Consider the following 13,194-nt stretch of genomic DNA (forward strand, 5'->3'; position numbering starts at 1 on the left):
CCTCGTTCGTCAGCTGCTCGCCCGCGGGCCCCGTTCTAGCAGCGGGTCCATCCGGAAGGGTATGAGCTCACCCATCGCCAGGGCGGTGTCGGTGCGATCGACGCCCTCGATGGCGAGGATCTTCCCGTGGATCCTGAAGAGGTCCTCAGCGTCGACGGCCACGACCCGCAAGAGGAGGTCGGCCGTGCCCGTGAGGCCGTGACCCTCGAGGACCTCGGGAATGCGCGCGATCTCGTCCGTGATCTCGGCGAGCTGCCGTTGCTGCACGTGGACGGTGATGAACGCGAGGAGTGGGTAGCCCAGGGCCGTGGGATTGATCCGACGGTCGAACGGGAGGAAGGCGTGCTGCTCGAGGCGTGCGAGGCGTGCCTGAACAGTATTCCGTGACAGGCCGAGCTCCTGGGCGAGGGCGACGACGGTCCGGCGCGGGTCCTCGGCGAGCGCCCGCAGGATGCGCGCGTCGGTGGCGTCCACGGAGTGCATGCTGCGCAGATTAGCACGGTGTCTGAACCCCAGAAAGGGCACGATGCTCAATTTGGAGTCGATTGGTTGTACGCCTTGCGTGATGTGAGTATCGTCACATTAACCGGGGGCCTACAGGCCTCCCGCGAGCGAAAAGGATGCAGATCAAGTGTCCACATACCAGATGACTGCCGGCCACGGTGGGTCACCCATCCAGCTACTTTCACCCGACGGCGTTCGCCACCCGCACGAGCGCTACGATCGCTTCCTGGCTGACGTAGACGGTCGCCTTGACGGCGTCGACCGCGATGCTCTGCTTGTCTCGCTGTACGAGGACATGGTCGTGGCCCGCCGTATCGATGCGGAGGGGACCGCTCTCCAGCGCCAGGGCGAACTCGGCCTGTGGCCTCCGTTTGTCGGCCAGGAAGCCGCGCAGATCGGATCGGCCCACGCGATCGGCCACGACGACTTCATCTTCCCGAGCTACCGGGAGATTGGGGTTGCCTATGCCCGTGGGGCCGAGCTCCCCGACCTCGTTCGGCAATGGCGCGGCAACGCGCACTCGGGCTGGGATCCGTTCTCGCTGAACATGGCGCCTTCCCAGGTTGTCATCGGCGCACAGACGCTCCATGCCGTCGGCTACGCGATGGGGGTCCTGTTCGACGGCGCCGAAACGGCCGTCATCACCTACTTCGGGGACGGCGCGACGAGCCAGGGCGACGTCAACGAGTCGATGGTCTTTGCCGCAAGCTTCCAGGCGCCCGTCGTCTTCTTCTGCCAGAACAATCAGTGGGCCATCTCCGAACCGGTCGGAATCCAGGCCCACGTGCCCATCGCGCGCCGTGCGCCCGGCTTCGGCATCTCGAGCGTCCGGGTCGACGGCAATGACGTCCTCGCGTGCCTCGCTGCAACCCGCGAGGCCCTCGAAAGGGCGCGCTCGGGCAACGGCCCCTCCTACATCGAGGCGGTCACCTACCGTATGGGGCCGCATACGACGGCGGACGATCCCACCCGCTATCGGGACGCCAACGAACTCGAGGACTGGAAGGAAAAGGACCCCATCGCCCGGTTCGAGGCATATCTGGGCTCGATCGGCACCCTCGACGACGCCCTCCGCGCGAGGGTAGCCGAGAAGGCCGACTCCGTGGCCGCAGCCCTGCGAGAGGCGACGATCCATATGCCGGACCCCGAACCCGAGTCTCTCTTCGAGCACGTGTACGCGGGCCCACAATCCGTCCTGGAACGCCAGCGGGACCACTTCGAGCGCTATCGCGCAGGGATCGAGGCCGGCATGGGGGCCGGCTCGCTCACGAGTTCAGAGGGAGGCCGTTGATGTCGGAGATGACGTTTGCGAAGGCGCTCAACGCGGGCCTTCGCCAGGCGATGGAGCGGGACAGCAAGGTCGTCCTCATGGGCGAGGACATCGGCAAGCTCGGCGGCGTCTTCCGCGTCACTGACGGGCTGCAGAAGGACTTCGGCGCCCACCGGGTGATCGACACGCCCCTTGCGGAGTCCGGAATCATGGGGACCGCCATCGGGATGGCCTACCGGGGCTATCGACCGGTTGTCGAGATCCAGTTCGATGGCTTCGTGTACCCCGCCTTCGACCAGATCGTCTCGCAGGTGGCCAAGCTGCACTTCCGAAGCCTCGGGCGCGTCAAGGTTCCCTTGACGATCCGCATCCCCTTCGGAGGTGGGATCGGCTCGCCCGAACATCATTCCGAGTCTCCCGAAGCGTATTTCGTGCACACCGCGGGGCTCCGGGTCGTTGCCGTCTCGAACCCCCAGGACGCGTACACGATGATCCAGCAGGCGATCGCGTGCGACGATCCGGTGGTCTTCTTCGAGCCGAAACGGCGATACCACGACAAGGGCGAAGTCGACGAGACCCTCGGCCTTGAAGGGCCCGGCGGCCTCACTTTGAGCTCGGCCAGGGTGCTTGCCGAAGGCTCGGACGTGACGCTCGTGGGCTATGGGCCGCTCGCCAAGACGTGCCTCGACGCCGCGATGGTGGCCGCGGACGAAGGAATCTCGGTCGAGGCCATCGACCTCCGTTCCCTCTCGCCCATCGACTACGCGACGCTCGAAGCGTCGGTCCGCAAGACCGGCCGCCTCGTCATCGCCCACGAGGCCTCCCAGACCGCCGGGCTCGGCGCCGAGATCGCAGCGAGCATCACGGAACGCTGCTTCTACTTCCTCGAGCACGCCCCGGTTCGCGTCACGGGATTCGACGTTCCGTACCCCCACTCGAAGCTCGAGTTCTACCACCTCCCCGACCTCGACAGGATCCTCGACGGGGTCGACCGGGCGATGGGACGGCCGAACTCCCTCAGCGGAACCGAGGAGGGAGAATGAGCTCGGTGACGAGCGACCCGGCTGCCGCGGGCACGTCTGCAGGTGCTGATCAGGGGCAGACCCGCCAGTTCCGGCTACCTGATCTGGGTGAGGGCCTGACCGAGTCCGAGATCGTCTCGTGGCGCGTCAGCGTCGGCGATGCCGTCCAGCTCAACCAGGTGATCGGCGAGGTCGAGACGGCCAAGGCCGTGGTCGAGCTCCCGAGTCCCTTTGCCGGCCGCGTCACCGCCCTGCTCGCTGAGCCTGGCCAGGTTGTGGCCGTCGGCGCGCCGATCGCGGAGTTCGAGGTTTCGGTGGCGCCGTCTGCCGGGTCGGCGATACGTTCCCCCAGCGCCCCCAGCGCCCCCAGCGCCCCCACGCAGCCAGCCGGCGCGGCCAAGCGCCAACCCAACCTCGTGGGCTATGGGGCGATGCCCGAAGCAACCGGGCGCCCGGTCCGCAAGGCGCGGAGCTGGGCAACTGCCCAAGGGCTGAGGCCCGCCGCCGGCACAAGCCCCAGCCCCGTTCACAGCCGCGCCGAGGCGGCCCCGAGCGCTGAGGCCGTCCCTTCGCCAACTGCCGAGGCGCGCGCCGAGCGCCCTCGGTCAACCCCTCCCGTGCGGAAGCTCGCGAAGGATCTCGGTGTGGATCTCGCCGTCGTCCGGGGAACCGGGCCCCACGGGCTCGTGACACGGGACGACGTGCTCGCCGAGGTAGGGACCGCCGGGCCAGGGCGCGAGACAGCACTGCCTGGTCCCGCAGCGACGATCGGGCGCGAGACGCGCATCCCGATCCAAGGCGTCCGTAAGCAGACCGCTGCGGCCATGGTCGCGAGCGCCTTCACCGCACCGCACGCTAGCGAGTTCCTCACGATCGACGTCACGGCGACGATGGAGCTGCTGGCCAAGCTCAAGGCATCGAAGGCATTCGCCGACGTGCGGCTCACACCGATGACGCTCGCCGCGAAGGCGGTCCTCGTCGCGCTGGGCCGGCACCCATCGCTCAACGCGAAGTGGGACGAGAAGGCCCAGGAAATCGTCCAATACCGCTACGTGAACCTTGGCTTCGCGGCGGCGACACCGCGGGGGCTCCTCGTACCGAACGTCAAGGATGCCGAGGCGCTCGATCTGCACCAACTCGCTGATGGGATCGCGACCCTCGTCGAATCTGCCCGTGAGGGGCGCATCGGGCCGAGCGATCTCACCGGGGGAACGTTCACCATTACGAACATTGGCGTCTTCGGGGTGGATGCCGGAACCCCGATCCTCAACCCGGGAGAGGCGGCCATCCTCGCCCTGGGCCAGGTCCGACGGATGCCCTGGGAACACCACGGGGAGATCGCCCTGCGCGACGTGCTCACGCTCTCGCTCTCGTTCGATCATCGGCTCGTCGATGGGGAGCAGGCGTCCCGGTTCCTCGCGGACGTCGGCGCGATCCTCGCAGACCCCGGCATGATCATGACGATGGTCTGAGATGGTCTGAGATGGTCTGAATCGGGGTTCAGGACGGGGAGGCCAGCTGAGGCGCAGTGAGGGCGGCGAGCGCCATCGACTCGAGAAGCCGGCGGGCGGGGGTAGGGGGAACCCTGCCCCCGCCGTCGCGTCGCGCGCGCCCTACTGAGTGGGGCGTCGAGTTGATGAGGCCGAACACGGCCTGCGCGCGGAGCCTCAGCTCGGCCTGTGAGGCCTCGGGCTGAAGCCGGCGCAGTGTCTGCACCCACACGTCGACGTACTCGAGCTGGAGGGATCGCACAGCGTTCTGGTCATCGGGGGAGAGGCTCGTGAAGTCCCGGTCCTGGACACGGATGACATCAGGTTTGGCCAGGGCGAAATCGACGTGGAAGGCCACGAGCGCGCGGAGGGAGGCTTCGGCGTCGTCGGTCTCGCCGCCCGCCGCACCGCGCCCACCGGCCAGAAGCTCCTCGCTCACCCCCACCAGCAGTGCGCCGAGCACCGCCTGCTTGCCGGCGAAATGGCGGTAGATGGCGGGTCCGCTCACGCCGACTGCCGCGCCCAGGTCATCGAGGGAGACCCCTGCGAACCCTTGGGCGGCGAACAGGCCGGCCGCAGCGTCGAGGAGCGCCTGACGCCGGACGGCCTTCGCCTCGCTGCGGGGGCTCGCGGTCTCGTTCACTCGGTCTCCGGAAGGGGTGGTGGACATCACAGTTAATCCAGACTAACTTGGATTTCAGTTAATAGTCACTAACCCAGTGCCCCTCTCATTACCGGCCGGAGGTCCGATGGAGACCCTGCTCAGCCGCATCGATCCGGCGAGCGCCGACTTCGCCCAGAACGACGCCGCGCAGCGTGCGCTCGCAGCGGAGCTCGCGGGAAGACTTGCCGCCACGGCGCTCGGCAGGCCGCCCCGCTCGAGGGAACGGCATGTCGCCCGGGGAAAGCTGCTCCCTCGCGAGCGCATTGACGTCCTCCTCGACGACGGTTCACCCTTCCTGGAGATCGGGCCGCTTGCCGCCAACGGGATGTACGGGGACGAGAGCCCGGGGGCCGGGGTGATCGCAGGGATCGGGCTCGTTCACGGACGGCAAGTCCTGGTGATCTCGAACGATGCGACCGTCAAGGGCGGCACGTACTACCCCATGACGGTCAAGAAGCACCTGCGGGCGCAAGAGATCGCGCTCGAGAACAGGCTGCCGTGCATCTACCTTGTCGACTCGGGGGGTGCGTTCCTCCCACGCCAGGACGAGGTGTTCCCGGACCGCGAGCACTTCGGGCGGATCTTCTACAACCAGGCGCGCATGTCCGCGGCGAAGATCCCGCAGATCGCCGCCGTCCTCGGCTCCTGCACCGCTGGCGGCGCCTACGTCCCAGCGATGAGCGACGAGACGGTCATCGTGCGGAACCAGGGCACGATCTTCCTCGGCGGACCTCCGCTCGTGAAGGCCGCCATCGGTGAGATCGTCACCGCAGAGGATCTGGGGGGCGGCGACGTTCACGCGAAGATCTCCGGCGTGGCCGACCACCTGGCGGAGAACGACGAGCACGCCCTCGACATCGTCCGCGGCATTGTGGCGACCCTCCCGCCGCCGTCGACTCCTCCTTGGGAAGTCGCCCCCGCCGTCGAACCCAAAGCCGACCCTCATGAGCTCTACGGCTGCGTGCCCACCGACGTCAACGCGCGGTACGACGTGCACGAGGTGATTGCCCGGATCGTCGACGGGAGCGACTTCCACGAGTTCAAGAAGGAGTACGGGCAGACCCTCGTCACGGGATTCGCCCGAATCCACGGTCATCCCGTCGGCATCGTGGCGAACAATGGCGTCCTCTTCTCCGAATCCGCGGTCAAGGGCGCGCACTTCATCGAACTGTGCGACCAGCGAGCCATTCCGCTCGTCTTCCTGCAGAACATCTCCGGGTTCATGGTCGGCCGGGACTACGAGCACGGCGGAATCGCCAAGCACGGCGCGAAGATGGTCACAGCCGTCGCGACGACGCGGGTTCCCAAGCTCACTGTGGTGATCGGCGGGTCGTTCGGCGCGGGGAATTACTCCATGTGCGGGCGCGCCTACTCGCCCCGCTTCCTTTGGATGTGGCCGGCGAGCCGGATCTCCGTGATGGGCGGCAATCAGGCCGCGAGTGTCCTCGCGACGGTCAAGAGGGAACAGCTCGAGGCCAGGGGAGAGGAATGGCCGGTCGAGGACGAGGAGGCCTTCAAGGCTCCCATCAAGGCCCAATACGAGGCCCAGGGCAGCCCCTACTATTCGACCGCCAGGCTCTGGGACGACGGGATCATCGACCCTGCGGACACGCGGCGTGTGCTCGGCATGGCGCTCGACGTCGTCGCCCAGGCGCCGCTGCCCGCTACCTCCTTCGGCGTCTTCAGGATGTGATGCATGTTCAAGAAGGTCCTCGTAGCCAACCGCGGCGAAATCGCGTGCCGGGTGTTCCGCACCCTGCGCCGGCTCGGCATTCCCTCCGTCGCCGTCTACAGCGACGCCGACAGCCGGGCCCGCCACGTCCGTGAAGCGGACGAGTCCGTTCGCATCGGGCCGGCCCCCGCCGTGCAGAGCTACCTCAATATCCGAGCCCTCGTGGACGCGTGTCTCGCGTCGGGCGTCGACGCCGTGCATCCGGGCTACGGATTCCTGAGCGAGAACGAGGCCTTCGCCAGGGCCCTTGGCGAGTCCGGGATCACGTTCGTAGGCCCAGGGGTCGAGGCGCTCTCGGTCATGGGGGACAAGATCCGGGCGAAGAACCACGTGGCAGGCTTCGGGGTGCCGATTGTTCCCGGCGTCGCCCGTCCGGGCCTTACCGACGCCGAACTCGTCGCCGCGGCCGACGACGTGGGCTTCCCGCTGCTCATCAAGCCCTCCGCCGGGGGCGGCGGCAAGGGCATGCACATCGTCGACTCGGTCGACGAGCTGCCAGGGGCGCTCGCGACCGCCCGACGGGTCGCGGCTTCAGCCTTCGGCGACGACACGCTCTTCCTCGAAAGGCTCATTCGGGCACCCCGCCACATTGAGGTCCAGGTCCTCGCCGACCAGCACGGGACCACCATCCACCTCGGCGAGCGCGAGTGCTCCCTGCAGAGACGCCACCAGAAGGTCATCGAGGAGGCGCCGTCGCCTTTGCTGGACGCGGAGACACGGGAGCGGATCGGCCGGTCGGCATGCGACGCCGCCCGCAGTGTCGGGTACACCGGCGCTGGCACTGTCGAGTTCCTCGTGAGCGACGAGGCACCGGACCAGTTCTTCTTCATGGAGATGAACACCCGGCTCCAGGTCGAACACCCGGTCACAGAGCTGGTCACGGGCGTGGACCTCGTCGAGCAGCAGCTCCGCGTCGCGGCGGGGGAACCCCTTGCACTGGCCCAGGAGGACATCCGCCTCGACGGCCACGCCGTCGAGGCGCGCGTCTACGCCGAGGCGCTCGTCGAGACCGGCGGCGGGAGGCGCGAGTTCCTCCCGGCAACCGGAACTGTCGAGTTTCTGCGAGAGCCCGCGGGGAGCGGAATCCGGGTCGACAGCTGCCTCGTGGAAGGCCTCGAAGTCGGCGCCGACTACGATCCCATGCTCGCCAAGGCGATCGTGTGGGGACGCGATCGAAGCGAGGCGCTGGCCGGACTCGCCGCCGCACTCGCCGACTACACGGTTCTCGGCGTCGCGACCAATATCGAGTACCTCCGGCTGCTCCTCGAAGACCCCGACGTGCGGGCCGGCAGACTCGACACGACCCTGATCGAGAGACGGCTCGAGCATCTCGAGTTCCGCCGGTCCGGAGAGGCCGAGATCACCGCCGCCGCGCTCCTCGCGGAGTACGCACGCGAGCGGGAGCACGGCACCGGAGCCTGGTGCCGGGACGGGTGGCGCGCGGGCGCTTCGGCTGCGCGGCGCATCACGCTCGGGACCCCCGACGGCGGAATCGCCACCGTGCGCGTCTCGGGGCCGGACGCTGATCACGCCTCGGGCACGGGCACCTCGACCGTGGTCGTCGACGCGGGGAGCGAGCGCAAGGCGAGCTACGCCGTCGTCGGCCGCTCGTTGCAGCTCAGCCTCGACGGCGAGCCGCACCACTACTCGTGGGCGATGTCGCAGGGAGCCGGGGACCGAACAGTGTTCCTGGGCGACGGCGGGTGGACGGTCGCGCTTCCCGTGCTGGACCGCGCCCAGCGCCTCGAGCGGGTCCTCGCGGGGATTCGCCGCCACGAGGGGGAGGCGTCGCCCGAAGTGCGCGCTCCCATGCCGGGCACGGTTGTCTCGGTCGCCGTGGCCCCAGGACAGAGCGTCGAGGCGGGCCAACCGCTCTTGAGCGTCGAGGCCATGAAGATGGAGCACCAACTCGTCGCCGGGGTGGCCGGAACCGTCCAGCTCCACGTTGCCGTCGGCGGGCTCGTCAAGGCCGATCAGATTGTTGCCACCGTCAATCCCGCACCTGAACCACAAGCCTGAGGAGCTGTCCATGGTCGATTTCCAGCTCGATGACGAATACCGGGAGCTCAGCGAGACCGTCCGCGAGTTCGCGGACGAGGTCGTCGCGCCCGTCTCGCAACGCCACGACGAGGAGCACAGCTTCCCCTACGAGGTCGTCGCCCAGATGGGAGAGCTCGGCCTGTTCGGTCTTCCGTTCCCCGAGCAGTACGGCGGGATGGGCGGCGACTACTTCGCCCTCGCCCTTGCCCTCGAGCAGCTGGGCCGGGTCGACCAGTCGGTCGCAATCACGCTCGAGGCCGGCGTTTCGCTCGGCGCGATGCCCGTCTTCCGCTTCGGTACCGAGAAGCAGAAGGAGACCTGGCTGCCGGAGCTCGCTGCCGGTCGCGCGCTCGCGGGCTTCGGGCTCACGGAACCCGAGGCTGGCTCGGATGCCGGCGGGACCAAGACGTCCGCGCGCCTCGACGACGGCCCTGACGGTCGCGAGTGGGTGATCAACGGCGCGAAGGAGTTCATCACCAACTCCGGAACCGACATCACGAGATTCGTCACCGTGACCGCGGTGACCGGCACCGAGCAGCGGGCCGACGGGACCACCCGCAAGGAGATCTCGACGATCATCGTGCCCTCCGGCACGCCGGGGTTCCGAGCGGAGCGGGCCTACAACAAGGTCGGCTGGAACGCCTCGGACACCCACCCGCTCTCGTTCAAGGACGCGCGGGTGCCGGAGGAGAATCTGCTCGGCGAGCGGGGCCGCGGATACGCGAACTTCCTCTCGATCCTCGACGAGGGCCGCATCGCGATCGCCGCGCTCGCCACGGGAGCAGCCCAAGGCTGCGTGGACCTCTCGGTCAAGTATGCGAAGGAGCGGAGTGCCTTCGGAACCGCCATCGGCAAGTATCAGGCGATCCAGTTCAAGATCGCCCGCATGAAGGCCCGCGCGCACACCGCGCGACTCGCGTACTACGACGCTGCTGCCCGGATGCTCGCTGGCAAGCCATTCAAAACCGAGGCCGCGATTGCGAAGATGGTTGCCGGAGAGGCCGCGATGGACAACGCCCGCGACGCAACCCAGGTGTTCGGCGGCTACGGCTTCATCAACGAGTTCACGGTGGCGCGCCATTACCGGGATTCGAAGATCCTCGAAGTCGGGGAGGGAACCACCGAGGTCCAGCTCATGCTGATCGCGCGCGAGCTGGGGCTGTAGCTTGGGTGCCAGAGCGTAGGGCAGCGTCAACGTCAATCCTTGAGGAGGGGCTGTGATCGACAAAGTGGTGGCCACGGTCGAGGAGGCCGTGGCGGACATCCGCGACGGGGCTTCTCTCGCGGTCGGAGGCTTCGGGCTGTGCGGGATCCCCGTCGGGCTCATCGACGCGTTGTTTCGTCAGGGGACGAAGGACCTGGAGACGATCAGCAACAACTGCGGCGTCGACGACTGGGGACTCGGCGTCCTCCTCTCCGCCGGTCGGATCCGACGCACAGTGAGCTCCTACGTGGGCGAGAACAAGGAGTTCGCGCGGCAGTTCCTTGCAGGGGAGCTGGAGGTCGTCCTCACGCCGCAGGGGACTTTGGCCGAGAAGCTGCGGGCAGGGGGCGCGGGTATCCCCGCCTTCTACACCTCGGCCGGCGTCGGAACGCAGGTGGCCCAAGGCGGGCTCCCGCAGAAGTACGACGCCGGAGGGAACGTCGAGAAGGCTTCCTCGCCCAAGGAGGTCCGCACCTTCCACGGGGCGGAGTACGTGCTCGAAGAGTCGTTGACGCCCGACTTCGGCCTCGTCCACGCCCTCAAGGGGGACCGGCATGGAAACCTCGTGTTCCACGAGACGGCCATGAACTTCAACCCGCTCTGCGCCATGGCAGGCAAGGTCACGATCGCCGAAGTCGAGGAGCTCGTCGAGCCGGGTGAGCTCGACCCCGAGCACATCCATACGCCCGGAATCTTCGTTCAGCGCGTTGTGCACGTTCCGTCCGATAGTCCCTTGGGCGAGAAGAGGATCGAGAAGAGGACCATTGCAGCCGGCGCTGGCCCGACGAGCGCTGGGTCTACGAGAGGGGAGGCTTCCTGATGCCCTGGTCACGGAACGAGTTGGCTGCCCGAGTGGCGCGCGAGCTCGAGAACGGTCAGTACGTCAATCTCGGCATCGGCATGCCGACCCTCATCCCGAACTACATCCCCGACGGGATCGAGGTGGTGCTCCACTCCGAGAACGGGATCCTCGGAACTGGTCCTTACCCCACTGAGGATCAGATCGACCCCGACCTCATCAACGCCGGCAAGGAGACCGTGACCGTCAAGAAAGGCGCGGCGTTCTTCGATTCGGCGACATCCTTCGGAATGGTCCGTGGCGGGCACGTGGATGTCGCCGTTCTGGGCGCGATGGAGGTTTCGCAGAGCGGCGATCTCGCGAACTGGATGATCCCGGGAAAGATGGTCAAGGGCATGGGCGGCGCCATGGACCTCGTCTTCGGCGCCAAGAAGCTCATCGTGATGATGGATCACACCGACAAGAGCGGCAAGCCGAAGATCCTCCGCGAGTGCACGCTCCCGCTCACGGGAACCGGCTGCGTGGACCGCATCATCACGGACCTCGGCGTGATCGACGTCGTCCGGGATGGCGAACGATCGGTTCTGGTGCTCCGGGAGCTCGCCCCGGGGGTGACCGAGGACGAGGTCGCTGCCAAGACCGACGCTGAGCTCGACGTGGAGATCCACGACAATGAGCCCTGAAGACAAAGGCGAGCCGTCGAACGGGGACCAGCCGCGCGTCGTCGAGCAGCGGGGGCTGTACTACGACGAGATCGAGGAAGGGGTCGTCTACGCGCACCGACCGGGCCGGACGGTGACGGAGGCAGACAATGTATTCTTCACGGCGTTGACGATGAACACGCAGGCGCTCCATCTCGACGCGGCCTGGAGCGCGGGGCAGCCTTTCGGGCAGCGGCTCGTCAATTCGATGTTCACCTTGGCGACGGTCGTCGGGCAGTCGGTCGCCCAGCTCACCCAGGGGACGATTGTCGCGCAGCTCGGCCTCACCGACGTCTCGTTTCCGCACCCCCTCTTCCACGGCGATACGCTCTACACGGAAACCGTCGTCATCGAGAAGCGGCTGTCATCGTCCCGTCCCGGGCAAGGGATTGTGACCATGGAGCACACGGGTCGCAATCAGGACGGCGTCGTCGTCGCCCGTGCCAAGCGCACGTGCCTCATGTGGACCAAGGATGCCCATCGATGACTTTCGCCGCACGACCTTTCATCATGGGACCAGCACTATTGTTCTGCCCAGCCGACCGCCCCGAGCGCTTCGCCAAGGCAGCCGACCGGGCTGATGCTGTCATCCTCGACCTGGAAGATGCCGTTGCTCCGGAGGCGAAGCGGGGCGCGCGCGAGAATCTGGCCGCCAACCCCCTCGATCCCGCACGGACCCTCGTGCGCCTCAACGCGGCGTCCACGGCCGACTTCGAGGCTGACCTCGCGGCTCTGGCGAAGACGCCATACCGCACGGTCATGCTGGCCAAGGCCGAAGGCGTCGAGCAGGTGCGCGAGCTCGCCGGTTTCGAGGTCATCGCGCTGTGCGAGACCGCGCTTGGCGTCCTCAATGCCCCGGCCATGGCTGCCGAGCCCAACGTCGTCGGCCTCATGTGGGGCGCAGAGGACCTCGTCGCCTCGCTGGGCGGTACCTCGAGCAGGAAGGACGACGGCGCCTACCGCGCCATCGCTCAGCACGCCCGCTCAACTATCCTGCTTTCCGCCGGTGCCTTCCGAAAGGCAGCCATCGACGCTGTCTACACCGCGATCCCCGATCTTTCCGGGCTCGCCGCTGAGTCCGACGACGCCGCCGCTTCCGGATTCGCCGCCAAAGCCTGCATTCACCCCAGCCAAGTAACGGCAGTGCGGCGGGCCTACGTACCGACCGACGAGGCCATAGCTGCTGCGCGCGATCTCCTCGCTGCAGCCGACGCCGCGGGGACCGGAGTCTTTCAGCATCAGGGGCGGATGATCGACGGGCCGATCCTGCGCCACGCCGAAGCTGTGCTGAGGCGCGCGGGAGTCTAGCGACCGCGGCTCTTCCCCTTATGTTTCGAGACCCCCTTAGGTTTCGAGACCGCCTTAGGTTTCGAGACCGCCTTACCTTCTGAGGCTTCCTCAGAACGGCGGTGGTGCACCTTGACCGGGCGGCCGGATGAGTCGTTCGCACCGGATGGCGGGTCCCTCTGGTGCATTCTCTGGTGCGTCTGGAATGGGGACCGGTGCGTCTGGGACGGGCGCCGGTGCGTCTGGGACGGACACCCGGCTGCGGCTCGGCGCCCAACCCCATCACCCCCGTCCCCTCGAGGAATCCGGTTCCTCCAAGCTCTGACCCGAGCCTACGCAGGGGGCCCGACAATCTAAGGCGGCCCGAGCCGAGGGGGGGCGAGAGCTGGGCTGGATCCCACGGGTAGCGCCCGGGCAGGCGGTGCGGGGGGTCAGCAGCCTTCGCCGCGGGGGTTGGCGTTGCAGTCGTCGGCGTAGAGGC

At 67.7% G+C, this 13,194-nt stretch carries 12 protein-coding genes; 10 read left to right on the plus strand and 2 right to left on the minus strand.

The features are described 5' to 3' along the window. Window positions 1-9: 9 nt before the first annotated feature. Window positions 10-483 carry an Lrp/AsnC family transcriptional regulator gene (locus V7053_RS14115; protein WP_334172910.1) on the minus strand — a complete coding sequence of 158 codons (474 nt, stop codon included), beginning with the start codon at window positions 481-483 and terminating at the stop codon, window positions 10-12. Between the two features lie 163 nt (window positions 484-646). Between V7053_RS14115 and pdhA the strand changes: the two genes are divergently transcribed. From pdhA to V7053_RS14130, 3 genes are read left to right on the plus strand one after another with little or no spacing between them, the layout of a single operon-like run. Further along, window positions 647-1,795: a pyruvate dehydrogenase (acetyl-transferring) E1 component subunit alpha gene (gene pdhA, locus V7053_RS14120; RefSeq protein WP_334172922.1), complete on the plus strand. Its 1,149-nt coding sequence runs from the start codon at window positions 647-649 to the stop codon at window positions 1,793-1,795. Continuing rightward, window positions 1,795-2,817 (plus strand): alpha-ketoacid dehydrogenase subunit beta, encoded by a 1,023-nt coding sequence (locus V7053_RS14125; RefSeq protein ID WP_334172911.1) that lies wholly within the window; start codon window positions 1,795-1,797, stop codon window positions 2,815-2,817. Before pdhA ends, V7053_RS14125 begins: the two co-directional genes overlap by 1 nt. Next, window positions 2,814-4,268: a dihydrolipoamide acetyltransferase family protein gene (locus tag V7053_RS14130; protein WP_334172912.1), complete on the plus strand. Its 1,455-nt coding sequence runs from the start codon at window positions 2,814-2,816 to the stop codon at window positions 4,266-4,268. Before V7053_RS14125 ends, V7053_RS14130 begins: the two co-directional genes overlap by 4 nt. A gap of 28 nt (window positions 4,269-4,296) precedes the next feature. On the opposite strand, the gene V7053_RS14135 is transcribed toward V7053_RS14130, so the two are convergent. Continuing rightward, complete coding sequence (locus V7053_RS14135; protein WP_334172913.1) at window positions 4,297-4,956, minus strand: TetR/AcrR family transcriptional regulator; 660 nt, start codon at window positions 4,954-4,956, stop codon at window positions 4,297-4,299. A 79-nt stretch (window positions 4,957-5,035) separates the two neighbouring features. Here V7053_RS14135 and V7053_RS14140 point away from each other — a divergent pair, with 79 nt between their 5' ends. Genes V7053_RS14140 through V7053_RS14170 form a run of 7 tightly spaced genes read left to right on the plus strand, consistent with a single transcriptional unit; the run spans window position 5,036 to window position 12,734 of the window. Continuing rightward, complete coding sequence (locus V7053_RS14140) at window positions 5,036-6,643, plus strand: carboxyl transferase domain-containing protein (RefSeq protein ID WP_334172914.1); 1,608 nt, start codon at window positions 5,036-5,038, stop codon at window positions 6,641-6,643. Window positions 6,644-6,646: 3 nt separating this feature from the next. Next, window positions 6,647-8,701 (plus strand): acetyl/propionyl/methylcrotonyl-CoA carboxylase subunit alpha, encoded by a 2,055-nt coding sequence (locus V7053_RS14145; RefSeq protein WP_334172915.1) that lies wholly within the window; start codon window positions 6,647-6,649, stop codon window positions 8,699-8,701. A gap of 10 nt (window positions 8,702-8,711) precedes the next feature. Beyond that, a complete protein-coding gene (locus V7053_RS14150; RefSeq protein WP_334172916.1) occupies window positions 8,712-9,887 on the plus strand; it encodes an acyl-CoA dehydrogenase family protein in 1,176 nt (391 codons plus the stop codon). Between the two features lie 52 nt (window positions 9,888-9,939). Then, window positions 9,940-10,746: a CoA transferase subunit A gene (locus V7053_RS14155; RefSeq protein ID WP_334172917.1), complete on the plus strand. Its 807-nt coding sequence runs from the start codon at window positions 9,940-9,942 to the stop codon at window positions 10,744-10,746. Next, a complete protein-coding gene (locus V7053_RS14160) occupies window positions 10,746-11,408 on the plus strand; it encodes a CoA transferase subunit B (RefSeq protein WP_334172918.1) in 663 nt (220 codons plus the stop codon). The genes V7053_RS14155 and V7053_RS14160 overlap by 1 nt, the downstream gene beginning before the upstream one ends. Beyond that, the gene (locus tag V7053_RS14165; protein ID WP_334172919.1) at window positions 11,398-11,913 is read left to right on the plus strand and encodes a MaoC family dehydratase; all 516 of its coding nucleotides are present in this window, start codon (window positions 11,398-11,400) and stop codon (window positions 11,911-11,913) included. Before V7053_RS14160 ends, V7053_RS14165 begins: the two co-directional genes overlap by 11 nt. Further along, window positions 11,910-12,734 carry an HpcH/HpaI aldolase/citrate lyase family protein gene (locus V7053_RS14170; protein ID WP_334172920.1) on the plus strand — a complete coding sequence of 275 codons (825 nt, stop codon included), beginning with the start codon at window positions 11,910-11,912 and terminating at the stop codon, window positions 12,732-12,734. The genes V7053_RS14165 and V7053_RS14170 overlap by 4 nt, the downstream gene beginning before the upstream one ends. Window positions 12,735-13,194: the final 460 nt, after the last annotated feature.

Origin of the sequence: Sinomonas sp., assembly GCF_036848755.1 — a bacterium.
Lineage (GTDB): Bacteria > Actinomycetota > Actinomycetes > Actinomycetales > Micrococcaceae > Sinomonas.